We start from the raw sequence: 16,656 nt of genomic DNA, 5'->3' as shown, positions 1-16,656 counted from the left end.
GCTATCGGCCGTCACGCTGTCCCCAGCGTCGGGACAGCGGGAATGTCATCAGGGGTTCCGGGCCGGATCGGCCGAGAGCGAGGCCAGGATGTCGGCGCGACCGCCGTCGAGAACCGGCGGCTTCGCGCGGACCGGCAGGCGCGCGCCATCGAAGCGATAGGGCGGGGCGAGGACGTGGATGCCCGGCCCCTCCTGCCCGGCCTCGTCCGGGGGGACGACCAGCCCTGCCGACCGGGACCTTTCCGAGGTCAGGGCCTCGTGGAGCCCCAACACCTCGCCGCAGGGAATTCCGGCCGCGGCGAGACGGACGAGGAGGTCGGCCCGGGTCCACTTGGCCAGTTCCGCTTCCAGCACCGGCACGAAGGCGGCGCGGTTGCGGGACCTGTCGAGATTGGTGGTGAAGCGCGGGTCGGTGCAGAGGTCGGGGCGCTCCAGCACCTGCTCGCAGAGGCGCCGGTACTGGCCGTTGTTTCCCACCGTGAGGACAATCGGCCCGTCCCCGGCCTGAAACACGCCGTAGGGGACGATGGACGGATGGGCATTGCCGTAACGGACGGGATCGCAGCCCTGCGCCATCGCCTCCAGCCCGTAATAGGAGGTCAGCGCCACGCCGCAATCGTAGAGGGCAAGTTCCACGAGACGCCCGCGCCCGGTCCGCTCGCGCTGGAACAGGGCGGCGAGCACGGCCTGCGCCGCGAACTGGCCGGTGAACAGATCGACGGCGGCGAGGCCGAACTTGAGTGGAGGCCGCCCGGCCTCGCCGTTCAGGGCCATCAGACCCGCTTCGCCCTGGATGACGAGATCGTAGCCCGGCCGGGTCGCCTCGGGCCCGTCCGAGGCATAGCCGGAGACCGAGCAATAGATCAGGCGGGGGTTCTCGGCCGAGAGCGCCGCGTAGCCGAGGCCGAGCTTGTCGGCGCCGCCCGTCTTGAAGTTCTGCACCACTACATCGCTCTGGCGGGCGAGCTCCCGGACCCGCGCCAGCCCCTCCGGATCGGTGAGGTCGATCCCGATGGACCGCTTGTTGCGGTTGACGCTGTCGAAATACGAGGTGTTGCTCGGCCCGGTCCGCAGCCCCCAATCGCGGGTGTCGTCGCCGCGCTCGGGATGCTCGACCTTGATCACGTCGGCGCCGAGATCGCCCAGCACCTGGGCGCACCATGGGCCTGCGAGCACGCGCGAGAGGTCCAGCACGCGGATGCCGGCGAGCGGCAGGTCGTCGGGATCGAACAGCATCGGGCTTGTCTCCTCAAGCGCTCGCCGACGATGTGGTCGGCGTTGTCTTTTCCCATCCGCCCCCCTCATCCTGAGGCGCCCGCCTCGGCGGGCCTCGAAGGAGGGCTCCGGGGATCGCGCGCGAACCGGAAGTCTCCTTCGAGGCGGCTTCGCCGCACCTCAGGATGAGGGCGTTGATGGGACGGATTGGCGTCTGCGCGACACTCTCAGGTGCCCATCACGCCCTCAAGGCCGCGCACGGCCTCGATGAGCTTGGGCCGGGCCACATCCATCAGGAAGCGACCGTCGGTGATGACGGTGGGGGCGCCGCAATTGATCGACATCGGCGGAAGCCCACCGCCCGGATGGAAGCCGACCGCGATGGCCGACACCGTGGTCTGCCACTCGCCGAAGGAGGTGCAGCAGCCGATCTCCCGGTGCTCCTCCACCGCCCGGTCCAGCCCGGTGCGCAGGGCGGGCCACGCGAGCGGATCGTAAGCCTTCAGTTCCTCGTAGAGCGCGGCGCGCTCCCGGTCCGAGCAGACGGCAATGTAGGCCCGGCCCATGGCCGAGCGGGCCAGCGAAATCCGCGAGCCGATATCGAGGTTGAGCGAAATCGCGGCCGGGCCGCGCTGGCAATCGACGTAGCGCATGCTCAGCCGGTCGCGGACACCGAGGCCGACCGAGGCGTTCGCAGCCTGGGCCACGGCCCGCAGCGCGGGCCGCGCGATGTGGCGGACGTCGAGCCCGCCGAGCGCCATCGAGCCCAGCGCGATGGTCTGGGCGCCGAGGGCGTATTTCCCGGATTCCTCGACGAATTGCAGGTATCCGAGCTTGGTCAGCGTGTAGGTCAGCCGCGACACGGTGGAGCGCGGCAGACCGCAGGCCTCGGCGATGTCGTGGTTGGCGAGCATCCGCCGTCCGCGGCCGAAACAGGCGAGCACGGCCAAGCCCCGGGCGAGCGCCGTGACGAAGTGCCGGTCCTCCTTCGGGCCGCCTTCCTCGGGCTCAACCTCGGTCGTCAGCTCGGCCATGTCGCTCATCGTCCCGCACTCCGTGCGAAGAAGGCCGCGAAGGCGGCCTGGGCCTCGGGGCCACGGCGGAGCGCGTGGAAAGTCTCGGCCTCGCTCGCGAGCGTCCGCGCCACGATCTCCGCGTGGCCAGCCCGCAACGCACGCTTGGTGGCGGCGATCGAGACCGGAGGCAGCGCCGCAAGCGCCGTGGCCCGCGCCAGGGCCGTGTCGAGGGCTTGGCCCGTCGCCACCACCGCGTTGACGAGACCCGCTTCCGCCGCGACCGCGGGTCCGAACACCTCGCCCAGCATCAGGAGTTCGGCAGCGCGCTTCGGGCCCGCGACGAGGGGGAGGAGATAGCTCGAGGCTCCCTCGGGGCTGAGCCCGAGATTGACGAAGGGCAGGCGGAAGCGCGCGCCCTCCCCGGCATAGGCGAGGTCGCAGTGCAGGAGCAGCGTCGTGCCGATGCCGACCGCGTGACCCTCTACCGCCGCCACCAGCGGCTTCGGACAGGCTGCGAGCACCTTCAGGAGGGCGAGTCCGGGGCTGTCCTCCCCGGTCTCGTCGGTCTCGCGGAAGTCCGCGAGGTCGTTGCCGGCGGTGAAGCAACCGTCCGCACCCGTAAGGACGATGGCGCGCACGGCCCCCTCGTCCCCGGCCCGGAGGATCGCCTCCCGCAGGGCCCCGTAGGTCGCCCGGTCGAGGGCGTTGCGGCGGGTCGGCCGGTCGAGGGTGAGGAGACGCACGCCCTCGGCGGGGTCGGAGATTCGCAGGGTCCCGGTCATGCGCTCTGCGCCTCCCGCGCGAAGTAGAGATCGTGCAGGCGGTCGAGGTCGATCTCGCCCGCGGGGGCGCTGAGCCGCACCTGCCCGCCGCGCAGGAGATGCACATCGTCGGCCACGGAGAGGGCGACGCGGGTGTTCTGCTCGACCAGCAGGATCGTCGTCCCGGCCTCCTTCAGGCGGGCGATGATGTCGAACACCTCGTTGACGATGACCGGGGCGAGGCCGAGGCTCGGCTCGTCGATCAGCAAAATCTTGGGCTGGGACATCAACCCCCGGCCCATCGCGACCATCTGCGCCTCACCGCCCGAGAGCGACCCCGCCGCCTGGTTGCGCCGCTCGCGCAGGCGGGGGAACAGCGCGTAGACGCGGTCGAGCCCGGCGGAGAGGTTGCCCCGGCACCGCTTCGGATAAGCCCCGAGGCAGAGGTTTTCCTCCACGCTCATGTCGCGGAAGACGAGGCGCCCTTCCGGCACCATCACGAGGCCCTGGGCCGCCAGATCCCAGGTCTTGCCAGCGAGCGGCTGGCCGCCGAGGCGGATCTCGCCCTCGTAGGGAATCAACCCGGTCAGGGCGCGCAGCAGCGTGGTCTTCCCCGCCCCGTTCGGGCCGACGATGGCGGTGAGCGCCCCTTCCCGGAAGGTCAGGGAAAGGTCCCACAGGACGGTGATATGGCCGTAGCCGGCCTTGAGGTTCCGGGTCTCAAGCATGAGCGGTCCCCGTGTAGCTCTCGATGACGCGGGGGTCGCGGAACACCTGCGCCGGGGTGCCGTCGGCGATGATCTCACCGAAGTTCAGCACCACCGCCCGCGAGCAGAGGCCCGAGATCGTCTCGATGTCGTGCTCGACGATGACGATGGTCAGCCCGAAGCGCTGGTGCAGTTCCTTCAGCTTGGCGGCGAACTGGCGCTTGGCCTGGCTCTCCAGCCCTGCCAGGACCTCATCGAGCAGGAGGAGGCGCGGCTCGGTGGCGAGCGCCTTGGCGATCTCCAGCCGCTTCAGTTCCTGCAGGGCCAGCGCGCTCTCGGCCGGGCGGTCGCCCTGGGCCTGCAACTCCATGACGGAGAGGATCTCCTCGATCCGCTCCGGATTGTGGCGACCCGCGCCGAAGACCTGCGCGACGGCGAGGTTCTCCCGCACGGTGAGGTGCTGCATCGGCTGCGGGATCTGGAAGGTCCGGCCGATCCCGAGCCGGGCCCGCCGGTAGAGCGGCAGCTTCGTGACGTCGCGGCCTTCGAAGCGGATGCGCCCGCGCACCCGGGTCAGCCCGGAAATGCCGTTGAACAGGGTGGTCTTGCCCGCCCCGTTGGGACCGACCAGCCCCAGAATCTCCCCCGGCTTCACCGAGAAGGTGACGTCGCGGAGCGCCACCAGCCCGCCGAAGCGGACGGTGACGGCATCGAGCTCAAGCATGGCGGGCCCTCTTCCTGACGAGACCGAGCAGCCCGTTCGGCGCGGCCAGCACCATGCCGACGAGGACGAAGCCGAGGATGATCTGGTGGCCGACCGCGATCAGCCCCTTCGCGACGATCTGGTCGAACAGGTAGATGATCACCGCGCCGCCGATCGGCCCGGCGATGGTGCGGTAGCCGCCGAAGATCGCGGCGATGATCGGCATCAGGCTCCAGATGCCGGAGAAGGCGTAATCCGGCTCGAGGAAGCCGATGATGTGGGCGTTCAGCGCGCCGAACACGCCGGTGATGAAGGCCGAGAGCATCAGCATCAGGCACTTCAGGAAGGTGCTGTTGACGCCCACCACCCGCGTCGCGTCCTCGCTGTCGGCGATGGCACGGAGCGCCAGCCCGACATGGCTGCGCCGTACGGCGTGGTAGGCCAGCGCGCAGAGCGCCACGCAGGCCACGAGCAGAAGGTAGCTGCCGGTGCGGCTCGCGAGGTCGAACCCGAACACGGTGGGCAGGCCGGGATAACGCTGGTAGCCCGCGCCGCCGCCGGTCAGCCAGGAGGCTTCCGTCGCGAGGATGCGGAAGATCTGCGCGTAGGCAAGGATGGCGAGCGCGAAATAGGCTCCCGACAGGCGCAAAGCCGGCAGCATGGCGAGCGAGGACACGACGGCCACGACCCCGCCGAGGGGCACGGTGAGCAGCACCGGCAGGCCGAGCTTGCCCGCGAGCAGGGCCGAGGCATAGGCGCCGACCCCGAAGAAGGCGGCGTGGCCGAAGGAGACCATGCCGCCGAGATTGCCGAGCAGCGCCCAGGCGAGGGCGACGCCCGACAGGATCAGGGCCGAGATCAGCAGGCCCAGCATGTAGTTGCTGGCACCGAGCAGCACCGGCAAAGCCGCCAGGACGAGAAGGCCGAGGCCGATCAGGGCGCCGACGGGCACGCGGGCTTTCGCGGGTGCCGCCTTCAACGGTACGGCGGAGGCGGAATCGAGGGAGGCCATGGGTTTCTCCTCAGCCGCGCCGGGCGCGCGCGCCGAACAGCCCGTTCGGCAGCAGGAAGAGGACGAGGAGGAACAGCACCATCCCGGCGAGTTCCTGAAGCGCGGAGCTCGCCAGCGTGACGGTGAGCGCCTCGGTGACGCCGAGGAGGATCGCGGCCAGGAACACGCCGGGGATCGAGCCGACGCCCGCGAGCACCGTGACGATGAACGCCTTCACGGTCAGCGCATGGCCCACCGCGGGCTGCACCACGCTCATCGTGTAGAGCGCCACGCCCGCGAAGCTCGCGAGCGCGCCCGCGACGAGGAACGAGACCAGCTCGGTCCGCACCGGGCTGATGCCCATGAGCTTGGCCGCCGCCCGGTTCGACGAGACGGCGCGCACGGCCCGCCCGTACCAGCTCTTCTTGAGCCACCACCACAGGGCGACCATCAGCGCGAGGCTGACGCCAAAGGCGACGATCTCGCCGTTCATGGCATAGACCGGGCCGACCGAGGTCGCGTCCTGCAACACCGGCGAGGAGGTGGTGCGCACGTCGCTGGCGAAGGCCAGGAGGATCGCGTTCGTCAGGATGATGCCGATCCCGAAGGTCAGGATCAGCGAGTTCAACTCCCGGTGCTCGCGGATGCGGTCGATCATCAGGAACAGCACGGCGCAGACCGCCGTGACCACGAGCAGCGCCAGAGGGATGGCGTAGTAGGGATCGAGCCCCGCACGGGCCTCGACCACGTAGGCGCAGTAGGCGGCGAGCAGGACGAGCTCGCCGTGGGCGAGGTTGATGATCCGCATCGCCCCGAAGGAGAGGGCGAGGCCGAGCGCCACGAGGGCGTAGACGCTGCCGACGAGGAGCCCGGAAAATAGGGCCTGGAGGATGAGATCGGTCATCCTCGCCTCACCAGGGTAGGCCGGGGAAGACGATCTCGCCCGTCGCGGCAGCCGCCGGGGAAACCAGCACGACCTTGCCCGCGCGGTGCTGGCCCATCGCCACAGAGAAGCGCGGGTTGTCGCCGGTGGCGTCGAACTGGACAGGGCCGAGCAGCGTCTCGCGGTCGGTCTTGCGCATGGCGTCGGGCAGGCCGCCGGACTTCAGCGTGCCCGCATCGGCCGCGCGGGCGATGGCTTCCGCGAGGATCGTGGTCTCCACGAAGCTCAGGGTCGAGAGGTACTCGATCTCCTTGTTGTAGGTCTTCTTGTAGACCTCCGCGAAGCGCTTGCCCTCCTCGTCCTTCATCTCGACCGGGAAGGGCAGGAAGGACGTGCCGACCACGTTGTTCATCAGGTCGGGGAACTCGGCATACATCTTCGGGGTGGCGAGCGACCACGCACCGACGACGAGCTTGACCGGCGGCTTCAGTACCTTGGCGGCGCGGATGATGCCGACATAGTCGTTCTCGTAGGCCGACATCATCAGGATGTCCGAGCGGTCCTGCAGCTTCACCTTGTTGATGATCGGCTTGAAGTCGGTGATCGCCGGGTCGAACTCGTGGACCGTGACCTTCACGCCCTTGGCGGTGAGGTCCTTCTGCAGGCCCTTGGCGAGCAGCGCCGGGGCCTCCTTGGTCGAGGCCAGGATCGACACGGAAGTCGGCTTCAGGGTCTCGAGCAGGGTGCCGATGCCGCGCTGGTAGCCCGCGTTGTTGTTGATGCGGAAGAACGTCTTCAGGCCCCGCGCCGTCAGTTCGTCGCTGACCGCACCCGCCGTGATGTAGGTGGTGTTGAGCCGGTTCGAGGCGTCCGAGGCCGGGCCGATGATGTTCGAGCCGTAGCCGCCGATCACCGCCACCGCGCCATCCGAGACGAGCTTCTCCACCGCCGACACCGCCTTGGCGGGCGTGCTCTCGTCGTCGATCACCTGGAGGCGGATCTTGTGCTTCTCGGAGCGGGCGTTGAACATCTGGATCGCCACGCGCATGCCTTCATCGAAGGCCTGACCCGAGCGGGCCAGCGAGCCGGTCAGCGGCATGTGGGCCCCGACGAGGATCTCGTCGGCACGGGCCCCCGCCCCCAGCATGGTGGCGATGGCGATCGACGCGGCCGCGGCGGCTCTGCGAAGCATGCGGATTCCTCCCTGGGCGCGGCCCGCGATGACGGCGGCGCGCGTGTTTCGTCCCGTGCGTGGGTTCTGACGACCCGCGTCCACAGCGAGACCGCATGGCAGCCCCGGCGGATGCGCCTTCGCATGCCCACTCCGAATTTGTCAATCAAGAGCGGTTCGATGTTCTGCATGACAGAACAGATCTGTCGCTCAACCCAGGAATTTGCCCTTCAGACTTGACAAACGGGGCATGCCGCTCCGACATGCGGCCACAAATGCAAACCGATATTCTGCATTGCAGAACGATGGGAGGGATCGTGGTTCGTCAGGAGATCCAGGGCGGCGTCGCCGTGCTCACGCTGTCGAACCCCCCGGTGAACGCGCTGGGCCATGGCCTGCGCTCGGCCATCGACGGCGCGCTTGAGACAGCCCTCGCGGATGACTCCGTGCGCGCCGTGGTGCTGGCGGCGGAGGGCAAGGTGTTCGTCGGCGGGGCCGACATTTCCGAATTCGGCACGCCTCCGCGTGCGCCGCTGCTGCCGGACGTGCTCGACCGTCTCGACGGCGCGGGCAAGCCGGTCGTCGCCGCGATCCACGGGGCGGCCCTCGGCGGCGGCCTCGAACTCGCCCTCGCCTGTCACGCCAGGGTGGTCGGTCCCAAGGCCAAGCTCGGCCTGCCGGAGGTGAAGCTCGGGCTGATCCCCGGCGCGGGCGGTACGCAGCGCCTGCCACGGCTCGTCGGCCCCGAGACCGCCTTCGCGATGATGCTGAGCGGCGAGCCGGTCGATGCCAAGAAGGCGGTGGCGATGGGTCTCGCCGAAGCCCTCGAGACGGGCGACCTCGTGGAAGCGGCCCGCACGCATGCGCTCAAGCTCGCCGAGGGTGGTGCACCGGTTCGGGTCCGCGACCGCGGCGCGCGGTTGGACCCGGAAACACGCGCAGGCTTCGAGGCCAAGGCGACGGAGGCGGTGAAGAAGGCCTCCGGCCAGCCGAACATCGCCGCACTGGCCGACGTGGTCCGGGCCGGGTTCGACCTGCCCTTCGAGGACGCCGTGAAGACGGAGCGCGCCCGCTTCCTCGCGCTGGTGGACGATCCGCGCTCGAAGGCTCTGCGCTACGCCTTCTTCGCCGAGCGCGAGACCGCGAGGGTGCCGGGCTTGTCCAAGGAGACCCCGCGGCGGGAGATCGCGTCGGCGGCGGTGATCGGCGCGGGCACGATGGGTGGCGGCATCGCCCTGTGCTTCGCCAACGCGGGCATTCCCGTCACCGTGATCGAGACCGAGCAGGAGGCCCTGGACCGCGGCTTGGCGCGGATGCGCGCCACCTATGCCTCGTCCGTCAAGCGCGGCTCGCTCAGCCAGGCGGCGATGGACGAGCGGCTGGGCCGCATCACGGGCGCGGTCGGCCTGGACAACGCGGCACAGGCCGACATCGTCGTCGAGGCGGCCTTCGAGGAGATGGGTATCAAGGAGACGATCTTCTCCGCCCTGTCGCGGATCGCCAAGCCCGGCGCGATTCTCGCCACCAACACCTCCTACCTCGACATCGACCGGATCGCCGACGCCACGGACCGGCCGGGCGACGTGCTCGGCCTGCACTTCTTCAGCCCCGCCAACGTCATGCGCCTCGTGGAGGTGGTGCGGGCGGCACGCACGGCGCCGGATGCCCTGGCCACGGGCAACGACCTCGCCCGGCGGCTCGGCAAGCTGCCGGTGACGGTCGGCGTCTGCTTCGGCTTCGTCGGCAACCGCATGCTGGCCCGGCGCAGCGCGGCGGGCGAGCGCCTGCTGCTCGCGGGCGCCCTGCCGCACGAGGTCGATGCGGCGGTGACGGAGTTCGGCTTCCGCATGGGACCCTTCGCCATGAGCGACCTCGCCGGGCTCGATATCGGCTGGCGCACCCGGAAGGCCACCGGCGGCAAGGCTCCGGTCGCCGATGCGCTCTGCGAGGCGGGGCGCCTCGGCCAGAAGACGGGCAAGGGCTTCTATCTCTACCCCGAGGGCGCCCGGACGGGCTCGCGCGATCCCGAGGTCGAGGCGCTGATCGAGCGAACCTCCGCCGCGCACGGCATCACCCGACGCAGCTTCACGCCGGATGAGATCGTCGCCCGGCTGATGCTGCCGATGGTCAACGAGGGTGCGCGCATCCTCGAAGAGGGCATCGCGGCCCGCCCCGGCGACATCGATACGATCTGGCTCAATGGCTACAACTGGCCCGCGTGGCGCGGTGGGCCGATGCATTGGGCCGACAGCCTCGGCCTCGCTGCCGTGGCGGCCGATCTCGAACGCTTCGCTGAGGAGAGCGGCGACGAGACCCTGCGCCCCGCGCCGCTGCTCACCCGCCTCGCCCAGGAGGGCAAGCGCTTTTCCGATTGGGGGAGCCGGTGAACCCTGCTTCCGCCCGCACCGCCACTTCGCCCACGAGATCCCGATGACAGACGCCGTGATCGTCGCTACCGCCCGCACGCCCATCGGCAAGGCACATCGCGGGGCGCTGAACCTGACCGGCGGGGCCGACCTCGCCGCCCACGCCATCCGCCACGCCCTCGGCAAGGCTGGTGTCGAGCCGGAGGCCGTCGAGGAGGTCGTGATGGGCTGCGGCTACCCGGAAGCCGCGACCGGCGGCAACGTCGCCCGGCATGCGAGCCTCGTCGCGGGCATCCCTGTCCAGTCGGCCGGGGTCACGGTCTCGCGTTTCTGCGCCTCGGGCCTCCAGGCCATCGCGGATGCCGCCAAGCGCATCCGCCTTGAGGGCGTGCCGGTGGCGGTGGCGGGCGGCGTCGAATCGATCAGCCTCGTCCAGCCGCAGGTGCGGCGTGAACTTACCCGCAACGCGTGGCTCGAGCAGAATCTGCCCGAGATCTACATGCCGATGATCGAGACCGCCGACATCGTGGCGGAGCGGTACGGCATCTCGCGCGAGGCGCAGGATGAATTCGCCCTGATGAGCCAGCAGCACACCGCCGCCGCTCAAGCAGCCGGGCTGTTCGATGACGAGATCGTGCCGATCACCGCCACCATGGCTGTGACCGACAAGGCGACCGGCGAGACGACGCATGTCGAAACCCGCCTCGCCAAGGACGAGGGCAACCGGCCCGAGACCACTTACGAAGGCCTCGCCAAGCTCAAGCCCGTGCGCGGCGAGGGCGCCTTCATCACGGCCGGCAATGCCAGCCAGCTCTCCGACGGCGCTTCGGCCTCGGTGCTGATGTCGTCCGAGGAGGCCGCGCGCCGCAACCTCAAGCCGCTGGGGATCGTCCGCGGCTTCGCAGCCGCCGGATGTGGGCCGGAGGAGATGGGCATCGGCCCGGTCTTCGCGGTGCCGCGTCTCCTCGAGCGCAACGGGCTCACCGTGGACGATATCGGCCTGTGGGAGTTGAACGAGGCCTTCGCCTCGCAGTCGATCTACTGCCGCGACAAGCTCGGGATCGACCCGGCCAAGGTCAACGTCAACGGCGGCGCGATCAGCGTCGGCCATCCGTTCGGCATGTCGGGCGCCCGGCTGGTGGGCCATGCCCTTCTGGAAGGCCGCCGCCGCCGCGTGCGCTACGCGGTCGTCACCATGTGCGTGGCCGGCGGCCAGGGCTGCGCCGGCCTGTTCGAGATCGAGGGGGAGTAAGACCCATGGATCTACGCTTCACACAGGAAGAGGCCGATTTCCGACAGGAGGTCCGCACCTTCTTCCGCACCGAGATTCCCGCCGAGATCCGCCGCAAGATCTCCGAGGGGCGCTCCCTCGCGCGGGAGGATTACGTCACCTCGCAGCGGATCCTGAACGCCAAGGGCTGGGCCGTACCCCATTGGCCGAAGGAGTGGGGCGGCCAGGATTGGGATCCGATCCGCCGTTACATCTTCATGGAGGAACTGATGCAGGCGGCGGTGCCCCTGCCTCTCCAATTCAACTGTTTCATGGTCGGGCCCGTCATCGCCGCCTTCGGCAACGAGGAGCAGAAGAAGCGCTTCCTGCCGCGCATCGCCAACCTCGACGATTGGTGGTGCCAGGGCTTTTCCGAGCCCGGCGCGGGCTCCGACCTCGCCTCGCTCAAGACCAAGGCGGTGCGCGACGGCGACCATTATATCGTCGATGGCCAGAAGACCTGGACCACGCTCGGCCAGTATGCCGACTGGATCTTCTGCCTCGTCCGCACCGATCCGGCGGCGAAGAAGCAGGCGGGCATCTCCTTCCTGCTCATCGACATGAAGACCCCCGGCATTTCCGTGCGCCCGATCATCACGATCGACGGGCGGCACGAGGTCAACGAGGTGTTCTTCGATTCCGTGCGCGTGCCGGTCGAGAACCTCGTCGGCGAGGAGAACAAGGGCTGGGACTATGCCAAGTTCCTGCTCGCCAACGAGCGCACCGGCATCGCCCGCATCGGCCTCACCAAGGAGCGCGTTGCCCGGGTGAAGCGGCTGGCCAAGGAAACGCCCGCCGGCGCCGGGACGATGTGGGACGAGCCCGATTTCCGCAGCCGGGTGGCGAGCCTGGAGGTGGAGCTGAAGGCGCTGGAAATCACCCAGATGCGGGTGGTTTCGGCGCAGGGACGCCGCGACGCCTCGAAGCCCGATCCGGCCTCCTCGATCCTGAAGATCAAGGGCTCGGAACTGCAGCAGATGGCGACCGAGCTGCTGGTCGAACTCGCGGGTCCGTTGAGCCTGCCCGCGCCCGTGGCGAACGACGTCGATGCGCTGGGCTGGGAGGCCTTCGCCGCGCCGACCTACCTCAACACCCGCAAGGTCTCGATCTACGGCGGCTCGAACGAGATCCAGCGCAACGTGATCGCCAAGGCGATCCTGGGGCTCTGAAGGAGTTTTCGCGATGGATTTCGACTTCACCGACGAACAGAGCCTGCTGAAGGACAGCGTGACCCGCTGGGCCGCGGACCGTTACGGCAGCCTCGAACAGGTCGAGGCCGCCCGCCGCAAGCCGCTGGGCTTCGATGACGGTGCGTGGGCGCAACTCGCCGAACTCGGCCTGCTCGGCCTGCCCTTCTCGGAGGAGGATGGCGGCTTCGGCGGCGGGCCGGTCGAGACCATGATCGCCGTCGAGGCGCTCGGCCGACACCTCGCCCCCGAGCCCTATCTCGCGAGCGTCGTGCTCGGCGGCGGCGCCCTGCGACTCGCAGGCACCGCCGCGCAGCGGGAAGCCCTGGTCCCCGGCCTCGTGGAGGGGAGCCATCGCCTCGCCTTCGCCCATGGCGAGCGTCAGGCTCGCTACGACCGCGCGGACGTGGCGACCACAGCCCGCCGCGAGGGCGACGGCTTCCGGCTCGATGGGGCCAAGGCCGTGGTGCTCAATGCCGACGCGGCGCAGACCCTCGTGGTCAGCGCGCGCACGGCGGGCGGGCAGCGGGACGAGGCGGGCATCAGCCTGTTCCTCGTGCCCGCCGATGCCCCCGGCCTCACGATCAAGCCCTACCCGACGCAGGATGGCGGCCGGGCGGCCGATCTGGTGCTGGACGGTGTGACCCTTGCCCCCGACGCGCTGCTCGGCGAGGCCGACGCGGGGTTGCCCGTGATCGAGCGGGTTCTGGACGAGGGGATCGCGGCTCTGTGCGCCGAGGCCGTCGGCGTGATGGAGGCGCTGCACGCGCTGACCGTCGATTACCTGAAGACCCGCAAGCAATTCGGCAGCGCGATCGGCGGCTTCCAAGTTCTGCAGCATCGCGCCGTCGATATGCTGATGTCGCTGGAACAGGCTCGCTCGATGGCCCTTTACGCCACCATGATGGCGGGGTCCGATGACGCGGCCGAGCGCGCTCCGGCGGTCTCCGCCGCGAAGGTGCAGATCAACCGCTCGGCCCGCTATGTCGGGCAGGAGGCGGTGCAGCTTCACGGAGGCATCGGCATGACGCTCGAATATCTCGGCGCCCACCTGTTCCGCCGTCTCGCCACGATCGAATACCTGCTCGGCGATACGCCGTACCATCTGCGCCGGGTGAGTGCCGCTGGCGGCCTCCTCGGCGCCGCCTGAACCGAACGAACCGGGAGATCCGCCCATGAACGCTCCGATCCGCCCGCCGGGCTCCGCAGCCCCCGACGCCCCGCCCTCCGCGCGCTTCGTCTGGGACGACCCGTTCCTCCTCGAAGAGCAGCTGACCGAGGACGAGCGCGCCATCCGCGACGCCGCGCAGGACTTCGCCCGCGAGCGCCTGCTGCCCGGCATCGTGGACGCCTATGCGAACGAGAAGACCGATCCCGGCCTGTTCCGGGAGATGGGCGAGCGGGGCCTCCTCGGCGTCACCCTGCCGGAGCAATATGGCTGCGCAGGCGCGTCCTACGTCGCCTACGGGCTGGTGGCGCGGGCGGTGGAATCCGTCGATTCCGGCTACCGCTCGATGATGAGCGTGCAATCCTCCCTGGTGATGTATCCGATCTACGCCTACGGCTCGGAGGACCAGCGCCGGAAGTACTTGCCGAAGCTCGCCTCGGGCGAATGGATCGGCTGTTTCGGTCTCACCGAGCCGGATGCGGGCTCGGACCCGGCGGGAATGAAGACCAAGGCAGTCAAGACGCCAGGAGGCTACCGCCTGACGGGCGCCAAGATGTGGATCTCGAACGCGCCCTTCGCCGACGTGTTCGTCGTCTGGGCCAAGTCGGAGGCGCATGACAATGCGATCCGCGGCTTCGTCCTGGAGAAGGGCATGAAGGGCCTTTCCGCGCCGACCATCAAGGGCAAGCTCAGCTTGCGCGCCTCGACCACGGGCGAGATCGTGATGGAGGATGTCGAGGTCGGGCAGGACGCGCTGCTGCCGAACGTCTCCGGGCTCAAGGGTCCGTTCGGCTGCCTCAACCGGGCGCGCTACGGCATTTCCTGGGGCGTCATGGGCGCGGCCGAGGATTGCTGGCGCCGGGCGCGGGACTACACGATGGATCGCAAGCAATTCGGCCGACCGCTGGCGCAGACCCAGCTCGTCCAGAAGAAGCTCGCCGACATGCAGACCGAAATCGCGCTGGGCCTTCAGGCCTCGCTGCGGGTCGGGCGCCTGATGGACGAGCACAAGATGGCGCCGGAGATGATCAGCCTGGTCAAGCGCAACAATTGCGGCAAGGCCCTCGACATCGCCCGCGTCGCCCGGGACATGCACGGCGGCAACGGCATCATGGGCGAGTACCACGTGATGCGCCACGCCCAGAACCTCGAGACGGTCAACACCTACGAGGGCACGCACGACGTCCACGCCCTGATCCTCGGCCGGGCGCAGACCGGTTTGCAGGCGTTCTTCTGAAGCGACATCCCCCGCCTGTCTCGGCACCGCGCCGGGCAGGCGGGGACGGCAAGGTCCGCAAGGTCGGCTACGATTTGCCCTGGATCTTCCACGTGGCCTTGTGCGGCACGAGCACCATCGGGCGTGCACCTTCGGGTACCTTCATGGCCTGGAAAGTATAATCGGCAGAACCGGTGATGCCCTGGTACTTGCCCGTGCCGCCGACGAACACGTGCTTCCCGCTCTTGGAATTGGCTTCGAAGGTCGAGAAGACCTGATCGCCGTCCTTGTCGATATCGATGCAGCTCCCGCGATTGACCACATCGCTGCCGGTGATCTCACGCATCCCGAGGCACCGTGTGCCCATGTCGTTGAACGGCGCATCGCCCGCATCGTTGCGCGTGATGCCGGCACTTTCATACACTGAGACGGTACGATCACCCATCTTCATCGGCGTCGCCGAGATATTGACATAACTGGTCGTATAAGCCGCACTTCCCTCTTTAGGGAACTCTTCGGCATAGGCGGCAGAGCAATAGAAAACCACAACGACAGACGCTAGAAATCTGCTCATCATCGCTTCCTCCACTGACGTATCATATTTCTTCGATACTACACCTCATGCAGAATCGACTGCATTTCAGCATCGAGAATGATGCACAGGGCGAAACATTCCATCAAGATTTGAAATCGTGCATTTTCGGTGCGCATTTACAATATGCGGCAAGTCTTATCGGGAACTGGACTCAGCCCTGGCCCATGTCCGGCGTGTCGCGGCGCACCAGCGCGACGCCGCAGCTGGCCAGCGCGGCGCGCAGATCCTCCACGCAATCCTCGGCCTCGGCGAGCGTGAGCATCCCGCCCCGCCAATATTGGGCGCCGGAAGCCGCCACCACGGCCACCGCGAACCGGCCGTCGATGCAATCGACGATGCTGTAAATGACCCGGCGCGCCATCCGCCCCTCTGTTGGCCTGCGGGCTCCATGAAACGCCACCGGCCGAGGGATCGATCCGCGGATCACGCGAGTTAGAGTTTCACTGTACACCGGATGGGCTGGCTGGGGCGACGCGCCCTCCCGGCCCGTGAGGAGAGGGGCGTCGGTTGGGCCAGATGCTGCTAGACAGTGGACTCGATGAGGTTCGCCCGAAACGAAGGATCGCGGCCAAGCGCGCGATGCTCCCCCTTTCCGTGCGGCAGCAGCTCGGGGTTCAGTTGCAGGCGGCCTATCAGGCGCTCGTCCCGCTGGATCCGCCGGACCACTTCCTCGGCCTCATCGCGAATCTCGACGTGGTCCTGACCGCAAAGGCCGATGCGTGCAGCGCGGCTTTTCGCGACGGATTGATGGCGGCCGTTCCGGCTCTTCAGACCTACGCCCAATCCCTCGTGGGGAATGCGTCGCGGGCTGACGACCTGGTGCAGGAGGCGCTGCTCAAGGCCTGGGCCAACCAGGACCGCTTCGTGCCAGGTACCAAGCTGAAGGCGTGGCTGTTCACGATCCTGCGCAACCAGTTCTACAGCGAATGCCGACGGGCCAGACGCGAAGTCGAGGATATCGACGGCGTGATCGCGGGCCAGATCGCCACGCCCGCGCCCCAGGAACACGGCTCGGACCTCCAGGTGGTCCTCTCGCGCATGGCGCAGCTTCCAGCGGCACAGCGCGAAGCCCTGCTGCTCGTCGGCGCGCAGGGGATGACTTACGAGGCCGCGGCGGAAGTCCTGGGCTGCCAGACGGGCACGGTGAAGAGCCGGGTTAGCCGAGCCCGCGCCTATCTCTGCCAGCATCTAGCGCCCTCTTCGATGCCGGCTTCGCCCTGAGCCTGGTAGGGAAGAAGGGATCGGGGCGATCGATCGGACACACGCCCGGACATTTTTCGCCTCAACCTATGATAAGGCATCCTACAAACTGGCAGGCGCCGAGAAAATCCGGCCCCGATATCCACCCCATCGCCGATGTAAAGACGCCTATACAGCGAAATCCATAGCTTGAACTCCAGCTTTAGA

General features: G+C 68.7%; 16 protein-coding genes. 6 read left to right on the top strand and 10 right to left on the bottom strand.

The annotated features are described in order from the left end of the window. Positions 1–48 precede the first annotated feature (48 nt). The 8 genes from J4O73_RS08245 to J4O73_RS08210 form a co-directional block, all read right to left on the bottom strand. Positions 49–1,236 (bottom strand): CaiB/BaiF CoA transferase family protein, encoded by a 1,188-nt coding sequence (locus J4O73_RS08245; RefSeq protein WP_426216317.1) that lies wholly within the window; start codon positions 1,234–1,236, stop codon positions 49–51. A 206-nt stretch (positions 1,237–1,442) separates the two neighbouring features. Beyond that, positions 1,443–2,258: an IclR family transcriptional regulator gene (locus tag J4O73_RS08240; protein ID WP_426216315.1), complete on the bottom strand. Its 816-nt coding sequence runs from the start codon at positions 2,256–2,258 to the stop codon at positions 1,443–1,445. Continuing rightward, entirely contained in the window at positions 2,255–3,013 is a 759-nt protein-coding gene (locus J4O73_RS08235; protein ID WP_426216313.1) for an enoyl-CoA hydratase-related protein, read from the bottom strand. The genes J4O73_RS08240 and J4O73_RS08235 overlap by 4 nt, the downstream gene beginning before the upstream one ends. Next, positions 3,010–3,720, bottom strand: coding sequence for an ABC transporter ATP-binding protein (locus tag J4O73_RS08230; protein WP_426216311.1), 711 nt, complete (start codon positions 3,718–3,720; stop codon positions 3,010–3,012). The genes J4O73_RS08235 and J4O73_RS08230 overlap by 4 nt, the downstream gene beginning before the upstream one ends. Beyond that, positions 3,713–4,423 carry an ABC transporter ATP-binding protein gene (locus J4O73_RS08225; protein ID WP_426216309.1) on the bottom strand — a complete coding sequence of 237 codons (711 nt, stop codon included), beginning with the start codon at positions 4,421–4,423 and terminating at the stop codon, positions 3,713–3,715. The genes J4O73_RS08230 and J4O73_RS08225 overlap by 8 nt, the downstream gene beginning before the upstream one ends. Next, positions 4,416–5,414, bottom strand: a complete 999-nt coding sequence (locus J4O73_RS08220; protein ID WP_426216307.1) for a branched-chain amino acid ABC transporter permease — start codon at positions 5,412–5,414, stop codon at positions 4,416–4,418. The genes J4O73_RS08225 and J4O73_RS08220 overlap by 8 nt, the downstream gene beginning before the upstream one ends. 10 nt (positions 5,415–5,424) lie before the next feature. Continuing rightward, positions 5,425–6,297 (bottom strand): branched-chain amino acid ABC transporter permease, encoded by an 873-nt coding sequence (locus J4O73_RS08215; protein WP_043074383.1) that lies wholly within the window; start codon positions 6,295–6,297, stop codon positions 5,425–5,427. Between the two features lie 7 nt (positions 6,298–6,304). Next, on the bottom strand, positions 6,305–7,468 hold the full coding sequence (locus J4O73_RS08210) for an ABC transporter substrate-binding protein (protein WP_426216305.1): 1,164 nt from the start codon (positions 7,466–7,468) through the stop codon (positions 6,305–6,307). Between the two features lie 296 nt (positions 7,469–7,764). Between J4O73_RS08210 and J4O73_RS08205 the strand changes: the two genes are divergently transcribed. From J4O73_RS08205 to J4O73_RS08185, 5 genes are read left to right on the top strand one after another with little or no spacing between them, the layout of a single operon-like run. Beyond that, positions 7,765–9,834 (top strand): 3-hydroxyacyl-CoA dehydrogenase NAD-binding domain-containing protein, encoded by a 2,070-nt coding sequence (locus tag J4O73_RS08205; protein WP_426216303.1) that lies wholly within the window; start codon positions 7,765–7,767, stop codon positions 9,832–9,834. Between the two features lie 43 nt (positions 9,835–9,877). Next, positions 9,878–11,065: an acetyl-CoA C-acyltransferase gene (locus tag J4O73_RS08200; protein ID WP_426216301.1), complete on the top strand. Its 1,188-nt coding sequence runs from the start codon at positions 9,878–9,880 to the stop codon at positions 11,063–11,065. 5 nt (positions 11,066–11,070) lie between these two features. Beyond that, positions 11,071–12,252 (top strand): acyl-CoA dehydrogenase family protein, encoded by a 1,182-nt coding sequence (locus J4O73_RS08195; RefSeq protein WP_043074385.1) that lies wholly within the window; start codon positions 11,071–11,073, stop codon positions 12,250–12,252. Between the two features lie 13 nt (positions 12,253–12,265). Continuing rightward, a complete protein-coding gene (locus tag J4O73_RS08190) occupies positions 12,266–13,420 on the top strand; it encodes an acyl-CoA dehydrogenase family protein (protein WP_426216299.1) in 1,155 nt (384 codons plus the stop codon). A gap of 25 nt (positions 13,421–13,445) precedes the next feature. Further along, positions 13,446–14,675 carry an acyl-CoA dehydrogenase gene (locus J4O73_RS08185; RefSeq protein ID WP_426216297.1) on the top strand — a complete coding sequence of 410 codons (1,230 nt, stop codon included), beginning with the start codon at positions 13,446–13,448 and terminating at the stop codon, positions 14,673–14,675. Positions 14,676–14,742: 67 nt separating this feature from the next. Here J4O73_RS08185 and J4O73_RS08180 read toward each other — a convergent pair whose 3' ends face one another. Together J4O73_RS08180 and J4O73_RS08175 are read right to left on the bottom strand one after the other, a co-directional pair. Further along, a complete protein-coding gene (locus J4O73_RS08180; RefSeq protein ID WP_426216295.1) occupies positions 14,743–15,231 on the bottom strand; it encodes a hypothetical protein in 489 nt (162 codons plus the stop codon). A gap of 169 nt (positions 15,232–15,400) precedes the next feature. Beyond that, positions 15,401–15,610 (bottom strand): hypothetical protein, encoded by a 210-nt coding sequence (locus J4O73_RS08175; protein ID WP_426216294.1) that lies wholly within the window; start codon positions 15,608–15,610, stop codon positions 15,401–15,403. Between the two features lie 155 nt (positions 15,611–15,765). Here J4O73_RS08175 and J4O73_RS08170 point away from each other — a divergent pair, with 155 nt between their 5' ends. Further along, the gene (locus J4O73_RS08170) at positions 15,766–16,470 is read left to right on the top strand and encodes a sigma-70 family RNA polymerase sigma factor (protein ID WP_426216292.1); all 705 of its coding nucleotides are present in this window, start codon (positions 15,766–15,768) and stop codon (positions 16,468–16,470) included. Positions 16,471–16,656 lie beyond the last annotated feature (186 nt).

Source organism: Methylobacterium sp. NFXW15 (assembly GCF_049887755.1).
GTDB lineage: Bacteria > Pseudomonadota > Alphaproteobacteria > Rhizobiales > Beijerinckiaceae > Methylobacterium.
Note: the sequence above shows the minus strand (reverse complement) of the source record. Positions and strands in the feature narration are given on the sequence as shown.

Coding starts and splice junctions, on each gene's coding strand:
- J4O73_RS08240 (WP_426216315.1), bottom strand. CDS start 2,258: ATGAGCGACATGGCCGAGCTGACGACCGAGGTTGAGCCCGAGGAAGGC.
- J4O73_RS08245 (WP_426216317.1), bottom strand. CDS start 1,236: ATGCTGTTCGATCCCGACGACCTGCCGCTCGCCGGCATCCGCGTGCTG.
- J4O73_RS08195 (WP_043074385.1), top strand. CDS start 11,071: ATGGATCTACGCTTCACACAGGAAGAGGCCGATTTCCGACAGGAGGTC.
- J4O73_RS08225 (WP_426216309.1), bottom strand. CDS start 4,423: ATGCTTGAGCTCGATGCCGTCACCGTCCGCTTCGGCGGGCTGGTGGCG.
- J4O73_RS08180 (WP_426216295.1), bottom strand. CDS start 15,231: ATGATGAGCAGATTTCTAGCGTCTGTCGTTGTGGTTTTCTATTGCTCT.
- J4O73_RS08220 (WP_426216307.1), bottom strand. CDS start 5,414: ATGGCCTCCCTCGATTCCGCCTCCGCCGTACCGTTGAAGGCGGCACCC.
- J4O73_RS08170 (WP_426216292.1), top strand. CDS start 15,766: ATGCTGCTAGACAGTGGACTCGATGAGGTTCGCCCGAAACGAAGGATC.
- J4O73_RS08215 (WP_043074383.1), bottom strand. CDS start 6,297: ATGACCGATCTCATCCTCCAGGCCCTATTTTCCGGGCTCCTCGTCGGC.
- J4O73_RS08190 (WP_426216299.1), top strand. CDS start 12,266: ATGGATTTCGACTTCACCGACGAACAGAGCCTGCTGAAGGACAGCGTG.
- J4O73_RS08230 (WP_426216311.1), bottom strand. CDS start 3,720: ATGCTTGAGACCCGGAACCTCAAGGCCGGCTACGGCCATATCACCGTC.
- J4O73_RS08185 (WP_426216297.1), top strand. CDS start 13,446: ATGAACGCTCCGATCCGCCCGCCGGGCTCCGCAGCCCCCGACGCCCCG.
- J4O73_RS08210 (WP_426216305.1), bottom strand. CDS start 7,468: ATGCTTCGCAGAGCCGCCGCGGCCGCGTCGATCGCCATCGCCACCATG.
- J4O73_RS08175 (WP_426216294.1), bottom strand. CDS start 15,610: ATGGCGCGCCGGGTCATTTACAGCATCGTCGATTGCATCGACGGCCGG.
- J4O73_RS08200 (WP_426216301.1), top strand. CDS start 9,878: ATGACAGACGCCGTGATCGTCGCTACCGCCCGCACGCCCATCGGCAAG.
- J4O73_RS08235 (WP_426216313.1), bottom strand. CDS start 3,013: ATGACCGGGACCCTGCGAATCTCCGACCCCGCCGAGGGCGTGCGTCTC.